Annotated in this window: 19 protein-coding genes; 8 read left to right on the top strand and 11 right to left on the bottom strand. The window is 67.0% G+C overall.

Annotated elements, in window-relative coordinates:
- The first annotated feature begins 12 nt into the window (after positions 1-12).
- Both ACFWVD_RS00280 and ACFWVD_RS00285 read left to right on the top strand, forming a co-directional pair.
- Positions 13-282: a type II toxin-antitoxin system Phd/YefM family antitoxin gene (locus ACFWVD_RS00280; RefSeq protein WP_379239716.1), complete on the top strand. Its 270-nt coding sequence runs from the start codon at positions 13-15 to the stop codon at positions 280-282.
- On the top strand, positions 272-730 hold the full coding sequence (locus ACFWVD_RS00285; RefSeq protein WP_379239717.1) for a type II toxin-antitoxin system VapC family toxin: 459 nt from the start codon (positions 272-274) through the stop codon (positions 728-730). The genes ACFWVD_RS00280 and ACFWVD_RS00285 overlap by 11 nt, the downstream gene beginning before the upstream one ends.
- A gap of 10 nt (positions 731-740) precedes the next feature.
- Here the strand turns inward: ACFWVD_RS00285 and ACFWVD_RS00290 are convergent, their stop codons facing one another.
- From ACFWVD_RS00290 to ACFWVD_RS00325, 8 genes are all read right to left on the bottom strand, one after another.
- The gene (locus tag ACFWVD_RS00290) at positions 741-2,156 is read right to left on the bottom strand and encodes a DUF1254 domain-containing protein (RefSeq protein WP_379239718.1); all 1,416 of its coding nucleotides are present in this window, start codon (positions 2,154-2,156) and stop codon (positions 741-743) included.
- A gap of 81 nt (positions 2,157-2,237) precedes the next feature.
- Positions 2,238-3,449: a TetR/AcrR family transcriptional regulator gene (locus tag ACFWVD_RS00295; protein WP_379239719.1), complete on the bottom strand. Its 1,212-nt coding sequence runs from the start codon at positions 3,447-3,449 to the stop codon at positions 2,238-2,240.
- Between the two features lie 12 nt (positions 3,450-3,461).
- On the bottom strand, positions 3,462-5,402 hold the full coding sequence (locus ACFWVD_RS00300) for an acetoacetate--CoA ligase (RefSeq protein WP_379239720.1): 1,941 nt from the start codon (positions 5,400-5,402) through the stop codon (positions 3,462-3,464).
- Between the two features lie 76 nt (positions 5,403-5,478).
- Positions 5,479-6,288: an HpcH/HpaI aldolase/citrate lyase family protein gene (locus tag ACFWVD_RS00305; protein WP_379239721.1), complete on the bottom strand. Its 810-nt coding sequence runs from the start codon at positions 6,286-6,288 to the stop codon at positions 5,479-5,481.
- Complete coding sequence (locus ACFWVD_RS00310) at positions 6,285-6,767, bottom strand: MaoC family dehydratase (RefSeq protein WP_379239722.1); 483 nt, start codon at positions 6,765-6,767, stop codon at positions 6,285-6,287. Before ACFWVD_RS00310 ends, ACFWVD_RS00305 begins: the two co-directional genes overlap by 4 nt.
- Complete coding sequence (locus ACFWVD_RS00315; RefSeq protein ID WP_379239723.1) at positions 6,764-7,924, bottom strand: acyl-CoA dehydrogenase family protein; 1,161 nt, start codon at positions 7,922-7,924, stop codon at positions 6,764-6,766. Before ACFWVD_RS00315 ends, ACFWVD_RS00310 begins: the two co-directional genes overlap by 4 nt.
- Positions 7,921-10,041 (bottom strand): biotin carboxylase N-terminal domain-containing protein, encoded by a 2,121-nt coding sequence (locus ACFWVD_RS00320; protein WP_379239724.1) that lies wholly within the window; start codon positions 10,039-10,041, stop codon positions 7,921-7,923. Before ACFWVD_RS00320 ends, ACFWVD_RS00315 begins: the two co-directional genes overlap by 4 nt.
- Before the next feature lie 5 nt (positions 10,042-10,046).
- Positions 10,047-11,645, bottom strand: a complete 1,599-nt coding sequence (locus tag ACFWVD_RS00325; protein WP_379239725.1) for a carboxyl transferase domain-containing protein — start codon at positions 11,643-11,645, stop codon at positions 10,047-10,049.
- Between the two features lie 85 nt (positions 11,646-11,730).
- Here ACFWVD_RS00325 and ACFWVD_RS00330 point away from each other — a divergent pair, with 85 nt between their 5' ends.
- The 3 genes from ACFWVD_RS00330 (at position 11,731) to ACFWVD_RS00340 (ending at position 13,111) form a co-directional block, all read left to right on the top strand.
- Positions 11,731-12,330 (top strand): TetR/AcrR family transcriptional regulator, encoded by a 600-nt coding sequence (locus ACFWVD_RS00330; protein ID WP_379239726.1) that lies wholly within the window; start codon positions 11,731-11,733, stop codon positions 12,328-12,330.
- Between the two features lie 95 nt (positions 12,331-12,425).
- A complete protein-coding gene (locus tag ACFWVD_RS00335) occupies positions 12,426-12,680 on the top strand; it encodes a type II toxin-antitoxin system Phd/YefM family antitoxin (RefSeq protein WP_379239727.1) in 255 nt (84 codons plus the stop codon).
- Positions 12,677-13,111 carry a type II toxin-antitoxin system VapC family toxin gene (locus ACFWVD_RS00340; protein ID WP_379239728.1) on the top strand — a complete coding sequence of 145 codons (435 nt, stop codon included), beginning with the start codon at positions 12,677-12,679 and terminating at the stop codon, positions 13,109-13,111. Before ACFWVD_RS00335 ends, ACFWVD_RS00340 begins: the two co-directional genes overlap by 4 nt.
- A 5-nt stretch (positions 13,112-13,116) precedes the next feature.
- On the opposite strand, the gene ACFWVD_RS00345 is transcribed toward ACFWVD_RS00340, so the two are convergent.
- Entirely contained in the window at positions 13,117-13,509 is a 393-nt protein-coding gene (locus ACFWVD_RS00345) for an NYN domain-containing protein (RefSeq protein ID WP_379239729.1), read from the bottom strand.
- 228 nt (positions 13,510-13,737) lie between these two features.
- Between ACFWVD_RS00345 and ACFWVD_RS00350 the strand changes: the two genes are divergently transcribed.
- Positions 13,738-14,241: an endonuclease domain-containing protein gene (locus ACFWVD_RS00350; RefSeq protein WP_379239730.1), complete on the top strand. Its 504-nt coding sequence runs from the start codon at positions 13,738-13,740 to the stop codon at positions 14,239-14,241.
- 23 nt (positions 14,242-14,264) lie between these two features.
- On the opposite strand, the gene ACFWVD_RS00355 is transcribed toward ACFWVD_RS00350, so the two are convergent.
- A complete protein-coding gene (locus ACFWVD_RS00355) occupies positions 14,265-15,002 on the bottom strand; it encodes an ABC transporter ATP-binding protein (protein ID WP_379240921.1) in 738 nt (245 codons plus the stop codon).
- Positions 15,003-15,042: 40 nt separating this feature from the next.
- Positions 15,043-16,095 carry an ABC transporter permease gene (locus ACFWVD_RS00360; protein ID WP_379239731.1) on the bottom strand — a complete coding sequence of 351 codons (1,053 nt, stop codon included), beginning with the start codon at positions 16,093-16,095 and terminating at the stop codon, positions 15,043-15,045.
- 130 nt (positions 16,096-16,225) lie between these two features.
- Between ACFWVD_RS00360 and ACFWVD_RS00365 the strand changes: the two genes are divergently transcribed.
- Together ACFWVD_RS00365 and ACFWVD_RS00370 are read left to right on the top strand one after the other, a co-directional pair.
- The gene (locus ACFWVD_RS00365; RefSeq protein WP_379239732.1) at positions 16,226-17,617 is read left to right on the top strand and encodes a sensor histidine kinase; all 1,392 of its coding nucleotides are present in this window, start codon (positions 16,226-16,228) and stop codon (positions 17,615-17,617) included.
- Complete coding sequence (locus ACFWVD_RS00370) at positions 17,614-18,231, top strand: LuxR C-terminal-related transcriptional regulator (RefSeq protein ID WP_379239733.1); 618 nt, start codon at positions 17,614-17,616, stop codon at positions 18,229-18,231. The genes ACFWVD_RS00365 and ACFWVD_RS00370 overlap by 4 nt, the downstream gene beginning before the upstream one ends.
- Positions 18,232-18,268 lie beyond the last annotated feature (37 nt).

Below are 18,268 nucleotides of genomic sequence, written 5' to 3' on the forward strand. Positions count from 1 at the left end.
TACACTGGGAGAATGCAGCCGCAGCCCGAGATCACTCAGCGCGATCTACGCAATCGGTCGAAGGAGATCATGGATGCCGTCCAGCAAGGGCAGGCGTTCACCGTCACCCGCGACGGCCATCGGATCGGTGAACTGATTCCGCTACGCCGTCGTAGGCGGTTCGTTCCCCGTGCGGAATTCGCTGCGATGTCACGTACGGCCCCGTCCATCTCCGTCGATGCCTTCCGTGCCGACCAAGATCAGGTGTCCGACCACTACGCGGGTGACCCGTATGCCCGGTGACCACGAGTTCGGTTTGCTGGATACCAACATCATGATCTTGCGTCGCTGGATTGATGCGGTGGACTTGCCCGATGCGATGGCCATCAGCACGATCACCCTGGCGGAGTTGTCGTCCGGTCCGCACGAGGTTCGTCGCAATGACGAGCAGGACGAGTACGACGAGCATACCGAGCGTGCGCGTCGGTTGGACGTGCTGCAGCGGGCAGAGAACGAGTTCGACCCCATTCCGTTCGGCGCCGACGCCGCGCGCATCTACGGTCGGGTATGCGCCGCCGTGGTCAGCGTCGGGCGTAAACCGCGCCGCCGGATCGCTGATCTGATGATCGCCTCGGTGGCAATCGCCGAGGAACTTCCGCTGTTCACCACCAACCCGGACGACTTCCTCGGCTTGGACGACCTCCTGACCGTGGTTCCAGTCAAACGACCTGTCGTGCCCAGTCGCCGGTAATCAAGACGAATCAATCGACCCTGTTCATCGCCGGTGGCCCCCACTTCCCCTCGAGCGCGTCCTGTCGCGGTGCGTACAACCGCAGGGTGAGGATGAAGTCGCCGGTGGCGGGGATGGGGAGCCAGTTGGCTTCGGGGGTTTCGGGGCGTGGGTCTTGTTGTTGGACAACCAGTTCCACTGATCCGTCGCGGGCGGGGACGGCGGCGGGGAAGTGGCCTACCGAGTAGATCTGGGCGGGGTTGGGGACCAGGAAACCCTGGGTGTCGTAGGCGGTGATCGAGGTGAAGGCGTCGACGGGGGGCCATTGGCCGGGGGCGAAGCGGATTCGGTAGCGCAGGGGTCTGCCCTGGTCGTCGGCGGCGGGGGCTTGTTGGTTGGCGTAGAGGATGTCGCGCACGGGCGCAAGGCCGGGGGTGTAGAGGGTGGCGGCGGCGCGGCGCAGGTAGTCGGTGCCGAAGGTGGCCAGGTCGATGGGGATTTCCCAGCCGTTGACGTGGCGGGCGGTGGGGTCTTTCCACTCGGTGATCCGCCGCTTGGCTTGGCGCACTGCCTCGTCGAGGGCATCGGCCGGTTGGTCGTCGACGGTGCCGCCGGGGCGCACCCCGATCGCGGCGATGCGGTCCATCATCGGTGTGTCGGCGGCGGCGGGCGGATCGGCGACCATGACCCGGCACAGCCGGTTGAGGTAGGTGCGACCGTCGAGCGCGGCGATGCGTTTGACCGGGGGTTCGGGTCCGCGGTCGATCGGGTGGACCCGGCTCACGGTGCGGTCGAGTTCGCCGCGGATCCAGGCGCTCAACGGGATCAGCTTCACCTTCTGCTGCAGTTCATTGACCCGGGGCGCGTCCTGCGTGCCGTTGATCTGGATCCTTCCCACGATCGTGCACAGCGACGACGGCATCTGCAGCGCCGTGAGATGCGCGGGCACCTCGCCGTTCCATTTCGGCCCGGTGATGACATAGGTGAACGGCGGACCGTCCGCGTTCACCGTGGTCCGAGGGTGCTTGCTGGTCAGGTCGTGCACCGTATTGGCCCAGCCGTCGATCAGCTGGAACAGCCAGTACCGATCGGGCTCCATCCCCGGAATCTGCAACACCATCGGCTCGTCGTTGAGATCGAGCCAGGCCTGCGAGTAGAGCATGTCGTGGCTGAGCCGGGCCACCCCGCGGTCCAGCGGATCGGGCAGCACGGAGTGTTCGATGGTGTTGGTCGGCGCACTACCCGCCCGCATCATGTCCAGCATGATCATGGGATATCCGAAGATGTAGGCATCGACGGCCAGCCCGAGCACGTCGGGCGCGGGGGTGGTGTGGGCGGGCCCCAGCGTCGGCTCGCCCGAGCACCCGGGCAGCACCGTCCCCGCGACGACCGCGGCGCCGAGTCCGAGCAACGATCGCCTGGTCAGCGCACCCGCGCGGGGATCCATGCACGCTCCGTTCGACGGCGGTGATCATCGAGAGTATGTCGCGCCGCCGCCGTCGCGCCTCATACGCAACGGGTGAAAAGCTCAGCCGAGCAGCACCGCGCGCATCAGGAATCCGACCCTGGCCCGCCCCGCGATCGGGTCGTCGCCGAACCCCTGACCGAGGTCGATCACCATGGCGAACGCCGCGTGCACCAGGAACCGGGCCTCGGCCGCGGACAGTTCCGGGCGCACCTCGCGCACCAGCCGCGCCCATTCCTGCACGCTCAACCGCTGGACGTTGCGCAACACCGCGCGTTCCTCGGCGGGCACGTGCCCGAACTCGGCGTAGTAGACAACAGCCAACGCCCGCTCGTTGAACGTGTCGGCGACGAACTGGTCGACCAGCACCCCCAGCGCGGCGCCGCTGTCGGGCGTGCTCGACACCGCGGGCCCGATCGCCCCGGACACGCGATCCGCGGCCCGTCGAAACGCAGCCGCGAGGATATCGCTCTTGCCGCGATAGAACCGATACACCGCCGACGCCGCCGACAACCCCGCCGCCGACGCGATATCTTCCACGCTCACATTCGGATAGCCACGCTCGTGGAACAACTCCACCGCTTTGCGCAGCAGCAGTTCATGTTTGAACGAGGCCGGAATCTGCGCCCGCGCTCCCTGCTCGGAAACTGTTGCGGCAGGCGGTAACCCGGCACTGGTCAAACCCATGCAGGCCGTGACGAGCAGTTTGTTCAGCGTGCGTTGGGGCAGCGCGGCGTGATGGTCGGCGATGCTGGTGATCACGCCGAGAATCGCGGTGGACACCATTGTCAGTTCGGCCGTGGTCAATTCGGGTCGCAGTACCGCCAGCTGCTCGTCGAGCGCGACCAGCACCGCACTTTGCTGCTGCTGCAACACCACCCGATCCGTGGGCTCGAGATAGCGACCCTCCCAGCGCACCAGCCGCACCGTCGTCCGATTCTCCACGGTCGCACCGATCAGCCCGGTCAGCATGTGCCGCAACCGTTGCGCGGCCGACAGGTCGGGTTCGGGCACCGTGATCGACGCGGTGAACGCCTGCCCGACCCGCAGCAACTCCTCCCGGAACAGCGCGTACTTGCTGGGGTAGTGCCGATACAGCGCGGCCGAACTGATCCCCAGCCCGGACGCGATGTCCTCCATGCTCACCCCGTGATACCCCGCCGCCCCGAAAGCCACCGCCGACGACGCCGCGATCTGCGCCCGCCGATTCTTCGGTCGCCGCTTCACTTCAGTCCCAGCTACCCCACGCGCCCCACGAGTCTCGCTGACAGTCATGCCCGAAGTGTATTAGGGCTTGTGAGGCGGGGTGATACGGGCATACCAGTCGAGCAGTGCCGGGTCGTCGACCGCACTGCGTTCGACCACTCGAGCGGGGTCCGCGCCCTGGAAAAGCTTCTTGATGGGGACTTCGAGTTTCTTTCCGGTGCGGGTGTGGGGGATGCCGGGGGCTTCGCGGATCTCGTCGGGGACGTGGCGCGGGGAGACCTGCGTGCGAATCGCGGTGGCGAGGCGGGTTTTCAGGTCATCGGTGAGTTCCGCGCCGGGGGCGAGGACGAGGAACAGCGGCATCCAGTAGCCGCCGTCGGGTTGTTCGGCGCCGATCACCAGGGCCTCGGTGACCTCGGGGAACTGTTCGACGACCTGGTAGATGTCGGCGCTGCCCATGCGGACGCCGTGCCGGTTGAGGGTGGAATCGGAGCGGCCGTGCACGACGATGCTGCCGTGCTCGGTGAGCGTGATCCAGTCACCGTGCCGCCACACGCCGGGGTAGGTGTCGAAATAGGCTGCGTGGTAACGCTTTCCGTCGTCGTCGCGCCAGAAGCTGACCGGCATGGACGGCATGGGCGCGGTCACCACCAGTTCGCCGACCTCGCCGCGTACGGGGTTGCCCTGCTCGTCGAAGGCGTTCAGCGCGACCCCGAGATACGGTGCCGACAGCTCGCCCGGCCAGACCGGAACCGTGGGTGCGCCGCCGACGAACGCCGAGACCACATCGGTGCCGCCGCTGATCGAGCTGACCTGAACATGTTCGCCCGCATTGTCGTTCAGCCACAGCGCGCTCGACACCGGCAGTGACGAACCGGTGATGCCGACCGTGCGCAGTGCGGACAGATCATGGTCGGTGCGCGGCACAGAGCCCGCTTTGATGCAGCCGAGAACATAGCCGGGACTGGTACCCAAGACAGTGGCCTGTACTTGGGAAGCCAAGCGCCACAGGGCGTCTGGTCCGACAGCGGTCGGACTGCCGTCGTAGGTGACGATGGTGGCGCCGGTCAACAGCCCGGCGACCTGGAAGTTCCACATCATCCAGCTCGGGCTGGTGTACCAGAAGAACGTGTCCTCGGGTCCGATATTCGATTGCAGCGCTACGGCTTTCAAGTGCTCCAACAGCACACCGCCGTGTCCGTGCACAATCCCCTTGGGTAATCCGGTTGTGCCGGAGGAGAACACGATCCACAGCGGATGATCGAAATCGACAGCGGTGGTTTCGATGATGCCCAGACCCGCATCGGCGACCGCGTCGGACCACGGCATCGCGTCGGGAACCTCGAGCCCGAGCTGCGAAACCACAATGGTCGCACGCAGATTCAGACCGTCCTGCAGTGCGGCGATATCGGCGCGCTTGTTGTGCTCCTTGCCGCCGAACCGGTAGCCGTCGGCGGTGACCAGGACCGTCGGGTCGAGCTGGCCGAGCCGGTCCAGCGCCGCCTTCGCGGAATAGTCCTGCCCGCACGCGCTCCACACCGCGCCGATGCTGGCGGTGGCGAGAAAGGCGACGATCGCCTCCGGGATATTGGGCAGATAGCCGACCACCCGGTCGCCCTGTTCGACCCCTTGCTCGCGCAGAGTGCGCGCGAAAACCGTCACCTGTTCGATCAGATCGGACCACAGGATCTCGCGCGGTTCCGCGTCCTCGTGCAGGGCGATGATGGCGGGTCGGCCGAACTGGGCCATCCGGATGATCTGATCGACATAGTTCAGCCGGGTGCCGGGGAACCACTGCGCGCCCGGCATCTCCCGCGAACCCAGGACCTCGCCCGCGGTCTCACCGAGCTCGAAGTAGTCCCACACCGTCTGCCAGAAGGCTTCGATGTCGTCCACCGACCATTGCCATAGTGACTGGTAGTCGGGGTATTCGACGCCGGTTCGCGCGGTGGCGAAGGCGGCGAAATCGGTGATCCGGGCCGACGCGATGTCGTGGTCGTTCGGTACCCATTGCGGTTTCACTGGAGGTGTTCTCCTCTGATCGGGACTACTCGCATTCCGGGGTACCCCACCGGTGGCTCACGTACTCGGGGCGGGACTACCGGGCGCGGCGGACGATCTGTTCGGCCTGCCGCAGCACCGGCGCGTCGACCATACGACCTTCGAAGGCGAACACGCCGCGATGGTTCGGCACTTCGGCGAGAACCCTTCGCGCCCAGTCGAGTTCGTCGGCAGCAGGTGCGTATCCGTCGCGGATCACCGCGACCTGACTGGGGTGGACGGCCACCTTGGCGTCGAAGCCGACCGCCACCGCGTCGAGCGTTTCCGCCTTCAAACCGTCCAGGTCCTTGATGTTCAGATAGACCGAATCCAGGGCGAACCGGCCGAAGGCCTTGGCCGCGAGCAAGCTGGTGGAGCGCACCTGCCGCGCCACGTCGCGGTAGCTGCCGTCGGCGTGCCTGCTGGACTTGCCGCCGAGACCGGCGACCAGGTCCTCGGCACCCCACATCACGCCGATCGCGTTCTCTGCGGCCACCGATTCGGCCACCCGCACCGCACCCAGTGGCGACTCGACGAGCGCGATCACCTCGTAGTCGGCCAGGCTCCGAACCTGTTGCGCCGATTCGCATTTGGGCAGCATGATCCGGCGATATGCGGTTTGCGCGAGCGCTGCGAGGTCTGCGGCGTACTCCGCGGTGTCGGCCGCGTTCACGCGAATCACGGTGTGCTGCGGGTCGAGTGGGGTGTCGATCAGCGCCTGCCTGGCCGCTGCCTTGTCTGCCGCCGCGACACCGTCCTCGAGATCGAGAATCACCACATCGGCCACGGCGGCCGCCTTGGCGAAACGTTCCGGACGATCCGCCGGGCAGAAAAGCCACGCGGGACCACTGGGCTGCCAGGCGTTCACGCGGCAGGCGCCTTGCGCACGAGCGTCTGGCGAACGGCGGTCGCCACCACCACACCGTGCTGGTTGCGCGCGGTGTGCGCCAGGCTGACGATGCCCTCACCCGGACGGCTCTTGGACTCGCGCTTGTCGGTGACCAGCGTTTCCGCGTACATGGTGTCGCCGTGGAACAGCGGCGCGGGCAAACTCATCTCCGAGAAGCCGAGGTTGGCCACCAGTGTCCCCTGCGTGAGCTGCGCGACCGACAGCCCGACCAGCGTCGACAGTGTGAACATCGAGTTCACCAGGCGCTGGTTGAACGGCGGCTGCGCGTCGGCGAAAGCGGCGTCCAGGTGCAGGGCCTGGGTGTTCATGGTCAACGTCGTGAACAGGACATTGTCGGCCTCGGTGACGGTGCGGCCGGGGCGGTGCTCGTAGATCGTGCCGATCTCGAACTCCTCGAACCACAGCCCCCGCTGCACGACCCGGCGCGGTTCACTCACAGACCCAGCTCCCTTGCGATCAGCATCAGCTGTACCTCCGTCGTGCCCTCGCCGATTTCCAGGATCTTGCTGTCACGGTAGTGCCTGGCCACGGGGTACTCGTTCATGAACCCGTTGCCGCCGAAGATCTGGGTGGCGTCGCGCGAGTTGTCCATCGCGGCCTCGCTGGCGACCATCTTCGCGATGGACGCCTGCTTCTTGAACGGCTTGCCCGCCAGCATCAGCGCGGCCGCGTCGTAATAGGCGGTCCGCGCGGTGTGGGCGCGCGCCTCCATCCTGGCGATCTTGAACGCGATGGCCTGATTGCGACCGATGGACTGACCGAACGCCTGCCGTTCCTTCGCGTACCGCACGCTCTCGTCCACACAACCCTGCGCGGCGCCGACCGCCAGCGCGGCGATCGCGATCCGGCCCTCGTCGAGGATTCGCAGGAAGTTGGCGTACCCGCGCCCGCGTTCGCCCAGCAGGTTCTCCCGCGGCACCCGCACGTCGGTGAAGCTGAGCGGGTGGGTGTCGGAGGCGTTCCAGCCGACCTTGTTGTAGGCCGGTTCGGCGACGAAACCTGGGGTGTCGGTCGGCACCAGGATGGTGGAGATCTCCTTCTTGCCGCCGGTCTGCCCGGTGACGGCGGTGGCGGTGACCAGGCGGGTGATGTCGGTGCCGGAATTGGTGATGAACTGCTTGTTGCCGTTGATCACCCAACTCTGGCCGTCTTCCACAGCGGTGGTCCTGGTGCCGCCCGCATCGCTGCCCGCATCCGGTTCGGTGAGCCCGAAACCGGCCAGCGCCTGCCCGCTGGTGAGCTGCGGCAGCCATTCGGTCTTCTGCTTGTCATCGCCGAAACGGTAGATCGGCATGGCACCCAACGACACACCGGCTTCGAGGGTGATCGCCACGCTCTGATCGATCTTGCCGAGTTCCTCGAGCGCCAGGCACAGGGCGAAGTAGTCGCCGCCCATGCCGCCGAACTCCTCGGGGAACGGCAGGCCGAACAGTCCCATTTCGGCCATACCGGCGACAACTTCGTACGGAAAGCTGTGCTCGGCATCGTGTTTCGCCGACACCGGAGCGACGACCTGGTTGGCGAAGTCGCGCACGGTGAGGGCTAACTGGCGGTATTCCTCGGGCAGCGATCCGGTGGAGAGGTAGTCGGTCATGCGGGGGTTCCTTCGTGCTCGGTCTTCGCGCCGACGGGCGCGGACGCACCGGCAGCCGTGTCGGGTTCGGTGGCGCCGTTCGGCGTGGCTTTGCCGGCGTCGGTGGAATCGGCGATGACGCGCACCAGCACCTGGCCCAGCTTCACCTGGGCGCCTGGGGCGGCGAGCAGCTCCACCGTGCCGGCTACCGGCGCGGTGAGCGCGTGCTCCATCTTCATGGCCTCGATCACGATCACCGGATCGCCGACGGCCACGATCGCGCCGTTCTCGACCGGCGTCGCGATCACCGAACCCGGCATGGGGCTGCGGATTTCGGCGTCACCGACGTGGGCGGCGTCCCCGCGCACGGCCGCCTCGGCGACCTCGCGCAGCACCGCCACGCGACCCGCACCGCTCACCCACAGCTGCTCGTCGCCTTCGGCAATGCGCACCTTGCGGCGCAAGCCGTCCAGGGTAAGTGTCAGTTCGTCCTCGAGAAGTGCGGCCGACATCGACGTTGTGGTGGTGTCGAGCGACGGGGTGCCTGCCGCTTCCAGCCGCACAGTGGCGGAATCCGGTGTGCCCGTGATGAACACGTGCCGTACCAGATCACCCGCTGCTAGGCGGATCATGGTGGGCGCGGGCGTGCCGAGGCGCCATCCCGACGGTGTCGACCACAGGTCCGCATCGCCGGTCGGCCAGCGGCGCAGCCAGTAATACGTTGCCGCAGCGATGAATTCGTCGTCGGTGGCCTCGGCGGGCACGAAGTCGGCGACGCGGCGATCCAGCAGTGCGGTGTCGAGATGGCCTGCCTGCACGTCATCGTCGGCGAGCAGGAACCGCAGGAACTCGACGTTGCTCGTAACGCCCAGCAGCACCGTCTGTTCCAGCGCCCGATCCAACGAGGCGAGCGCATCGGCGCGTGTACTCCCGTGCGCGATCACCTTCGACAGCATCGGGTCGTAATCACTACCGACAACGGTGCCGACCAGCAGGCCCGAATCCACCCGAACCCCAGGACCTTCCGGCTCGGCCAAAGCGAGCACAGTACCGCCGGTAGGCAAGAACCCTCGGCCGGGATCTTCGGCGTACACACGGGCCTCGATCGCATGCCCGACCATCCGGATCTCATCCTGGGTGCGCGCCAACTTCTGCCCCGCGGCAACGCGCACCTGGCACTCCACCAAGTCGACCCCGGTCACCATCTCGGTCACCGGATGTTCCACCTGCAGACGGGTATTCATCTCCATGAAGAAGAACTCGTCGGGCTGATCCGCCGACACGATGAACTCCACCGTGCCCGCGCCCACATAGTCCACACTGCGAGCCGTATTGCAGGCAGCGGCACCGATCCGGGCCCTGGTCTGCGCGTCCAGCAGCGGCGACGGTGCCTCCTCGATCACCTTCTGGTGCCTGCGCTGCAAACTGCACTCACGCTCACCCAGGTGCACCACATTGCCGAACTTGTCGGCGAGGACCTGCACCTCGATGTGGCGGGGCCGGTTGACGAACCGTTCCAGGAACAGGGTGTCGTCACCGAACGCCGCACCGGCCTCACGCCGGGCGCTGACCAGCGCGGCGGGAAGATCGGCGGGATCGGCGACCCGGCGCATGCCCTTGCCGCCACCACCGGCAGACGGCTTCACGAGCACCGGATAGCCGATTTCCGTTGCAGCGGCGATCAATTGCGCATCGGTCAGCCCAGGTTCGGCGATGCCGGGAACCACGGGCACCCCGAACGCGGTCACCGTCTTCTTCGCGGTGATCTTGTCGCCCATCACCTCGATGGCCTTCGCGGGCGGTCCGAGGAACACGATGCCCGCATCGGCCAACGCGGCAGCGAAGGCCGAATTCTCTGACAGGAAGCCATAACCCGGATGTACGGCCTGCGCACCGGATCGGACGGCAGCGTCGACGACCTTCTCGATCGACAGGTAACTCTCGCGTGCGGGCGCGGGCCCGAGCCGCACCGCGACATCGGCCTCCCGCACATGGCGCGCATCGACATCGGCATCGCTGTACACGGCGACCGAGCGAATCCCCATGGCGCGCAACGTCTTGATCACTCGCACGGCGATCTCGCCACGATTGGCGACCAGCACAGTGTCGAATTCGACGGGGTGGTTCTTGTTCAGCATGTCGCTCACATCCGGAAGACGCCGTAGGAAACGGGTTCGAGCGGCGCTTGCGCGCACACCGAAAGGGCAAGGCCGAGCACGGTTCTGGTGTCGGCGGGCGCGATCACGCCGTCGTCCCAGATGCGCGCGGTCGCGTAGTAGGGGTTGCCCTGGGTCTCGTACTGCTCGCGGATCGGGGCCTTGAACGCCTCCTGATCCTGCGCCGACCACGGCTTGCCCGCACTGTCGAGCTGATCGCCGCGCACCGTCGCCAGCACCGACGCTGCCTGCTCGCCACCCATCACCGAGATGCGCGCATTCGGCCACATCCACAGGAAGCGAGGCGAATACGCGCGCCCGCACATGGAGTAGTTGCCCGCTCCGTACGAACCGCCGATCACCACAGTCAGTTTCGGAACCCGCGCGCACGCGACGGCGGTGACCATCTTCGCGCCGTGCTTGGCGATCCCGCCCGCCTCGTAATCGCGGCCGACCATGAAGCCGGTGATGTTCTGCAGGAACAACAGTGGGATCTTGCGCTTGTCGCACAGTTCGATGAAATGCGCACCCTTCATGGCGGATTCGCTGAACAGCACGCCATTGTTGGCGACGATCCCGACGGGATGGCCGTGGATGCGCGCGAAACCGGTGACCAGGGTCTTGCCGTACTCGGCCTTGAATTCCTGGAAGCCGCTCTCGCCGTCGATGATTCGATCGATGACCTCGTGCACGTCATAGGGCGTGCGCGGATCGACGGGGACCACGTCGTAGAGCTCATCGGTAGGCTTGGCCGGCGGGGTGCTCGGCAGCACCTCCCACGGTGCCTCCGGCCGGGGACCCAGTGTTGCAACGATATTGCGGACGATGCGCAGTGCGTCGCGATCATCCTCGGCGAGGTGATCGGTGACGCCGGAAGTGCGCGAGTGTAGGAGGCCGCCGCCGAGATCCTCGGCGGACACGATCTCGCCGGTCGCCGCCTTCACCAGTGGCGGCCCACCGAGGAAGATGGTGCCCTGATCACGCACGATCACCGCCTCATCGGCCATCGCGGGCACATACGCGCCACCGGCGGTGCACGACCCCATCACCGCCGCGATCTGCGCGATCCCGCGCGCGCTCATGTTCGCCTGATTGAAGAAGATCCGCCCGAAGTGCTCACGATCGGGGAACACCTCGTCCTGCCGCGGCAGGAACCCGCCACCGGACTCCACCAGATACACGCACGGCAGATTGTTCTGCGCCGCGACTTCCTGCGCGCGCAGGTGCTTCTTCACCGAGATCGGGTAGTAGGTGCCGCCCTTGACCGTCGGATCGTTGGCCAGAATCAGGCACTCGCGGCCCGAGATCCGGCCGATGCCCGCGATCATCCCCGCGCCGGGGCACTCGTCGTCATACATACCGTTGCCGGCCAGCGGCGCCAGCTCGAGGAACGGACTGCCCGGGTCGAGCAGCTGGTCCACGCGGTCGCGGGGGAGCAGCTTGCCCCTGGCCACGTGCCGTTCGCGCGACTTCTGCGGGCCGCCCAACGCGGCCGTGCCCAGCCGCTGCCGCAGATCCGCGACCAGGGCGGCGTGCGCGTCCCGATTGCTCGTCACGGTGCCCTCGGGTTCCTGCGTAACCGTCATCGCACCATTCTCTCATCCGGTTAATCGCCAATAACTGAAATTCAGGTTAATCTTGGCTAACCAAGTTGTCCAGAGGGAGTGTCGAGTGGCCACTACCGAACCGGTCCAGGTGACCAGGCGCGACCAGCTCAAAGCCCAGCGCCGCGAACAGTTGCTCGCCGCGGGCGCGCGCCTCATCGCCGACCGCGGTTTCTTCGGCGTGCGACTGGACGACCTCGGTGCGGCGGTCGGCATCAGCGGCCCCGCCGTCTACCGCCACTTCGCGAACAAGGAAGCCCTGCTGGTCGAACTGCTCGTCGGCGTCAGCGAGCGACTGTTGGCAGGCGGTCGCGCCGTCGTCGACGCATCCACCACCCCCGCCGCGGCCCTCACCGCCCTGGTCGACTTCCACCTCGACTTCGCCTTCGGCAACCCCGAACTCATCCGCATCCAGGACCGCGACCTGGACAACGTCCCCACCCCCGACCGCCGAACCCTGCGCCGCACCCAACGCCACTACGTCGAAATCTGGGTGGGCGTCCTGCGCGACCTGACCCCCACCCTCCCCGAGGAAACCGCCCGAATCCGAGCCCACGCCGCCTTCGGCCTCATCAACTCCACCCCCCACAGCGCCTCCGCGGCCAGCGCCTCGCGAGCCCGCCCGGTCCTCCGACAAATGGCGTTGGCGGCATTGTCAGCCGAGTAGTGCGCAGTGGCGGGGAGCGTCGGCGTGGTTCCTATCGCCCATCGACGTTAGTGGCTACAATTAGTTCTATATTTGTCGCCACTTCAAGGAGCGTCATGGAAATCGGTGTGCGGGAACTGAGGGACCATCTCAGTAGCCATCTGGCCGACGTGCGCTCAGGTCGGACGGTGACAGTGACCGATCACGGCAAGCCGATCGCCCGGATCGTCCCTGTTGATCGGCTGACCGCCTTGGAGCAACTGCGCGAGGAGGGTCGAATTCAGCCGGCCCGAAAGCGAAAGCAGCCCGCACCGGATCCGGTTCAGGGCGCAGGCATCGTGTCCGACCTGATCGACGATCAGCGCCGGTGATCGGCTATTTCGATACCTCGGCGTTCATCCCGCTGCTGGTCGTAGAGCCCAGCAGCGCCGCATGTCGACGATTCTGGGATCTCGCAGACGACGTGGTCGCGAGTCGACTGCTCTACGTCGAAGCGGCAGCGGCACTGGCCCAGGCGCACCGGATGGGCAGGCTCGACGCATCGGGGTTTCGGGCGGCTTCGCGCCTGAAGGACGAGTTGTGGCAACAGCTCGATGTGACCGAGGTGGACGAGAAATTGGTCCAGACCGCAGCGGTCTTCGCGGAGCGGTATGCACTGCGTGGCGACGACGCCGTCCATTGTGCGGTCGCCGCGCAACTCGAGGACCCTGACTTGGTCGCGGCATCGGGCGACGGGAAGTTGCTCGCCGCCTGGAAGTCCCTGGGGCTCGCGACGTTTGATTCGAACGCTCCCGCCGACTGACGCGATCAGTCGATCTGGCTCCACAGCCACCCCGGCCCGACGGTCTCGGCACCATGCGCTTCGACGCGGGTGCGCAGCTCGCGATCAGAGGTGACCACGGTGATCTGCTCGTGCGAGTTCGCCGCGGCCACCACATCGACGATCTTGTCGTCCCCCGAACGCGGCGCCAACTCCACCTTCAACCGCGGCGCGGAAGGCTCGGCCCCATCGGCAGCAGCTTTGGCCGCACCCTCGAGAATGACGGTGACCTCCGTGCTCTCAGGCAACTTCGCAGTCAGTCCAGCAAGATCGCCCAACAACCGCCGAGCCGCCCCCGCCCGATCCTTCCACCACCCATTAGCCCGCGACCCGATCACATTGGCCGCGTCCACCACGATGAGATGCCTGACATCACCCATCCCCCCAGTCTCCCCCTCCCCGAGCCCCCACCAAGCAGACGCGCCGCACCCCCGCCAGCTGGACCATTGATCACCACGCTCTCAGCGAGGGATTTACCGAAAATCACCACGGTGAGAGCGTGATGATCTTGAAGTGCGCGGGTTGTCGGTGGGGTGGGGGAGGGTTGGGGGATGGGGGATGCGATGGGTGGGCCATTTGTCGGGTCGTGGGCGGTTTCGGATGGGGTGGTGACGGAATGTCGCCTGCCACGCGAACGGGCCGTCCCACTCCTGGACGCGCTGTGTCGCGCAACGGAACTGGACCCGCGCGAGATCGCGGAATTCGCTCGAACGCATCCCCGCGTCCGCGGCAGTAGCGAACTGCGGTCGACGGTGCCGCTGATCGATCCCGGTGCCGAGTCGCCACAGGAATCACGGACCAGGCTGCTACTTCTCGACCACGGACTTCCGAAACCCACCACCCAGATCGTGGTCCGCACCGACTCGCACGCGTTCATCGCCCGCCTCGATATGGGCTGGGAACGCTACCGAGTCGCTGTCGAATACGACGGCGCCCAACACTGGACCGACCCCACCCAGCGCACCCGAGACATCGACCGCCACCACGCCCTGGCCGACCACGGCTGGCAGGTGATCCGAGCCGACGCCACCCTCCTCCACCGCCGCCCCCACACCCTCCTGTCCCGCGTCCACGCCGCCCTCCGCGCCCGCGGCGCTGACCTGGACCGTTGATCACCACGCTCTCAGCGAGGGATTTACCGCAAATCGCCACGGTGAGAGCGTGTTGATCTTGAATTTTCCGTTAGGTGGGCGTCGGTCATGGTGTAGACGGCGTCCATGTGGTGGAGGTGGGTTCGGTCGTGGGTTACCAGGAGGGTGGCTGCTTTGTGGGTGTGGGCGATGGTGGTCAGGAGGGCGATGATGGCGGTGCCTCGTTCGGAGTCGAGGGCGCTGGTGGGTTCGTCTACTACCAACAGGGCTGGGTTGTTCATCAGGGCTCGGGCGATGTTGATGCGTTGGCGTTGGCCGCCGGAGAGTTGGGCTGGGCGTTTGTGGGCGTGGGGGGTCAGGCCTACGTCTTCGAGGAGTTGTTGGGCTCGGGTGTGGGTTTCTTTGCGGGACAGGCGTTTCGGGCCGCCTAGGTGGGCGGTGACTTCCAGTTGTTCCAGGGCGGTGAGGGAGGGGATCAGGTTCGGTTGTTGGAAGACGATGCCCATCGAATCTCGGCGGACCGTTGCGGCTTCTCGTCTGCTCAGTCTCGCGAGATCGACTGTCCCCGAGGAGGTTTCGAGGGTGACTGTCCCGGAGTCGGGGCGGATCAGGGTTGCGGCGACGGCGAGCAGGCTCGACTTTCCCGAACCGGACGGGCCGGTGATCGCGGCGATCGTGCCGCCGGGGACGTGCAGGTGCACGCGGTCCAGGGCGGTGAGGCGGTCGGTGCCGTCGGGGTAGGTGAGGGTGACGTCGGTGAGAGTGATCGCGGTGTCGGTGATCGGCGCGGCGTGGGTGTGAGCGGTCGGCATGGGAAGTCCTTCAGCGAGTCGCGCCGAGCGCGGTCAGTGGGTCGGTGGTGAACAGGAAGCGCAGGGCCACGGCGGCGCCAGCCAGGCCGAGCGCGATCAGCGCCAGAGCGGGGACCAGCGTCGTTTGCAGGCTGAGCACGAAAGGCATTGCGTCACCGAGGAATAGCGACGTGACAGCGGTGATCGCCAGGCCCGCGCTGACGCCCATGATCAGCACGATCGCGGCCTGGGCGAGGGCATCGCGAACCAGCGAGCCGGTGGTCGCGCCGAGCGCTTTCAAGGTGGCGATGTCGGGTGTGCGCTGCACGGTCCAGACGGTGAAGAAGGCGCCGATCACCAGCGCGGAGATGGCGAACAGCAGCATCGTCATCAGGGTGAGCGAGCTGTTCTCGGCCTGGTAGGAACCGATCGCCGCGACGGCATCCTCGGATGGAATCTCCCGCGTCCCGGCTTCGGTATCGAGATCGCCGCGCTGGGAATTGCCGGTCACCGCGAGCACTGTCGCCGCTCCCGCACGGGGGCTGGCCGCCTGCCAATCCTGCATCGTCGTCCAGATCACCGGTGTGTGGCTGTACCACTGGTCGTCGGAAACACCCGCGACGGTGAACTCGTGGCCCGCCAGCATCACGGTGTCGCCGGTGCTCGCGGACAACTCCCGCGCCGCCCCCGAACTCAACACCACCGCACCGGGCGCGGTAGCGGGACGATTGCTGAATGCCGACGGGTCGCCGCCGAACAACGCGACCTGGGTCGGACTGGCACCGGCGTGCTCCGCCCTGGTCCGCGAGATCCCGATCGGCGTGGTCGAGACCCCGCCGGCGGACTGCCACCGCGTCACCTGCTGCTCGGTGAGCACCGAGGAGTCGAACGACGGATCAGCGCCGGTCTCCGCGAAAACCACCTGGTCAGCATCGATGCCCTGCACAGCGGAGATATTCTGATGCGCCAGCCCGGCGGTGAGCCCGCTGAGGAAACTCACCAGCACTGCCACGAGCAACACGACGGTGGTGATAAGCAGGAATCGGCCACGGGCGGCCCGCAGATCTCGGAGTGCGACGAACATGACTCCACTGTCGTCGCGATGCCCGCCGCTGCCATCGCACCGGCGCACGAAACGCCGTCCACCCTTGGTCCGACGGCGTTTACACCTTTCGATGGATGCCGGGGGAGTTGCCGCACATAAGCTGGTCAGCGTGCACTCGTCCCCTTTGACCCCGGTGGTCACCACGCTGCGGCTCGGCCTGCATGTGCTGGTCACGGCGCTGGCGGTGGTGGTCGCGGTGCGGGCGGTGTTGCCCGGTGGGAGTCACGGCGTCGCCGTCGTGGTGTTGACGGTGGTCTGGCTGCTCACCTATTTCGCGGGCACCGAGATTCCGCGTCGCTCGAAACAGGGGACATCGGCCGGTAGTGGTTTCGCGATGGGCGAGAGCGGTTTCGGCGCGAACCGGGATCACAGGGCGGTCGGCGCGAGGGTTGCGACTGGCGATCTCGAGGCGTTCGGTCAATCGGCGGCCGCCGACCGCCGGAAGGCAGCGCCGCTCGGGGGCAATGCGGAAGCGCCCACCGATCTTGGGGAAGGCGAGACGGGGCGCGCGGTGTGGGTGTGGCTGGCGGCCCTGACCGTGCTGTGGCTGGCACTACTCGGCCTCACTCCCGACGCCGTCTACCTGGCATTCGGACTGTTCTTCGTCTACCTGCATCTGATCCCGCGGCCGTGGAGTCTGGTCGCGGTGGTGCTGGCGACGGCGGTCGGGGTGCTCGGCTTCGCCTCGCATCGCGGGTGGTCAGTGGGGGCGGTGGTCGGGCCCGCGCTGGGCGCGGCGGTGGCGATCGGGATCGGGCTCGGGTACCAGGCGCTGTATCGCGAGGCCGTCGAACGTGAACAGCTGATCGACGAATTACTCAGTACCAGAGAGATTCTCGCGAATCAGGAACGCACCGCGGGCAAGCTCGCCGAACGCGAACGCCTGGCCAAGGAAATCCACGACACCGTCGCCCAGGGCCTGAGCAGCATTCAACTACTCCTGCACGCCGCCGAACAGGCCGCGCCGGATCACCCTGCGCTGGACCGCATTCGGCTCGCCCGCGAAACAGCCGCCGAGGATCTGGCCGAAACCCGAAGGCTCATCGACGAATTGTCGCCCGCCGCACTGGACGGTCAGTCGCTGGCCGAAGCGCTGGAACGCATTTGCCTTCGCGCACAGTCACCTTCGTTGACAACGCAGTTGCTGGTAGAAGGCGAACCCGAACGCCTCCCGATGCCCATCGAGGCAGCTCTGGTGCGCATCGCCCAGAGCGCGGTGGCCAATGTGGTCCAGCACGCCGAGGCCGCCCGGATGCGCGTCACCCTCACCTATGACGACACCGACGCCCACCTCGACATCGTCGACGACGGTATCGGGATCGACCCAGAAGTGTTGCGCCGCCCGCGTTCCGGCGCGTTCGGCTTGGCCGCCATGCGCAGCCGCGTAGAACAGCAAGGCGGTGCGATGACAGTGGAATCCGAACCGGGGCACACCGCGGTGACGGTGTCCTTCCCGCTCGACGCAACGCCCGACACAGCCACGCCCGGCGCAGCCCGATGATCCGCCTACTGCTCGCCGACGACCACGCCATCGTCCGAGCCGGCCTGCGCGCCCTCCTCGACGCCGCCGCCGACATCACCGTCATCGGCGATGTACCGGATGCCGATGCGGCAGTAGCCTTTTGCGCCGCCAACCCGGTCGACCTCGTCCTGATGGACCTGCGCTTCGGCGATGGCCGCTCCGGCGCCTCCGCCACCGCGGACCTTCGCGCCCTACCCACCCCACCCAACGTCCTGGTCGTCACCAACTACGACACCGACGCCGACATCCTCGGCGCCATCGAAGCGGGCGCGGTCGGCTACCTCCTCAAAGACACCCCGCCCACCGAACTCCTGGCCGCCGTCCGCGCCGCCGCCGCAGGCGAAAGCGTCCTGTCACCCACGGTCGCCTCCCGCCTGATGACCCGAGTCCGCCGCGCCGACACCACCCTGAGCCCCCGCGAAGTAGAAGTCCTCCGCCTGGTCGCCGCAGGCCTGTCCAACCGCGACATCGCCAAGCAACTGTTCCTCAGCGAAACCACCGTCAAGTCCCACCTGGTCCACATCTACGCCAAACTCGGCGTGAAATCCCGAACCTCCGCCGTCGCCACGGCCCGCGCCCGAGGCGCGATCTGACAGCGTGCGCGGACAGGCCGATTCGGCGGTCCCACAG

Source organism: Nocardia sp. NPDC058666 (genome assembly GCF_042714895.1).
In the GTDB taxonomy this organism is placed as follows: Bacteria; Actinomycetota; Actinomycetes; order Mycobacteriales; family Mycobacteriaceae; genus Nocardia.

Coding starts and splice junctions, on each gene's coding strand:
- ACFWVD_RS00335 (WP_379239727.1), top strand. CDS start 12,426: ATGGAAATCGGTGTGCGGGAACTGAGGGACCATCTCAGTAGCCATCTG.
- ACFWVD_RS00285 (WP_379239717.1), top strand. CDS start 272: ATGCCCGGTGACCACGAGTTCGGTTTGCTGGATACCAACATCATGATC.
- ACFWVD_RS00345 (WP_379239729.1), bottom strand. CDS start 13,509: ATGGGTGATGTCAGGCATCTCATCGTGGTGGACGCGGCCAATGTGATC.
- ACFWVD_RS00360 (WP_379239731.1), bottom strand. CDS start 16,095: ATGTTCGTCGCACTCCGAGATCTGCGGGCCGCCCGTGGCCGATTCCTG.
- ACFWVD_RS00290 (WP_379239718.1), bottom strand. CDS start 2,156: ATGGATCCCCGCGCGGGTGCGCTGACCAGGCGATCGTTGCTCGGACTC.
- ACFWVD_RS00325 (WP_379239725.1), bottom strand. CDS start 11,645: ATGACGGTTACGCAGGAACCCGAGGGCACCGTGACGAGCAATCGGGAC.
- ACFWVD_RS00370 (WP_379239733.1), top strand. CDS start 17,614: ATGATCCGCCTACTGCTCGCCGACGACCACGCCATCGTCCGAGCCGGC.
- ACFWVD_RS00295 (WP_379239719.1), bottom strand. CDS start 3,449: ATGACTGTCAGCGAGACTCGTGGGGCGCGTGGGGTAGCTGGGACTGAA.
- ACFWVD_RS00280 (WP_379239716.1), top strand. CDS start 13: ATGCAGCCGCAGCCCGAGATCACTCAGCGCGATCTACGCAATCGGTCG.
- ACFWVD_RS00320 (WP_379239724.1), bottom strand. CDS start 10,041: ATGCTGAACAAGAACCACCCCGTCGAATTCGACACTGTGCTGGTCGCC.
- ACFWVD_RS00315 (WP_379239723.1), bottom strand. CDS start 7,924: ATGACCGACTACCTCTCCACCGGATCGCTGCCCGAGGAATACCGCCAG.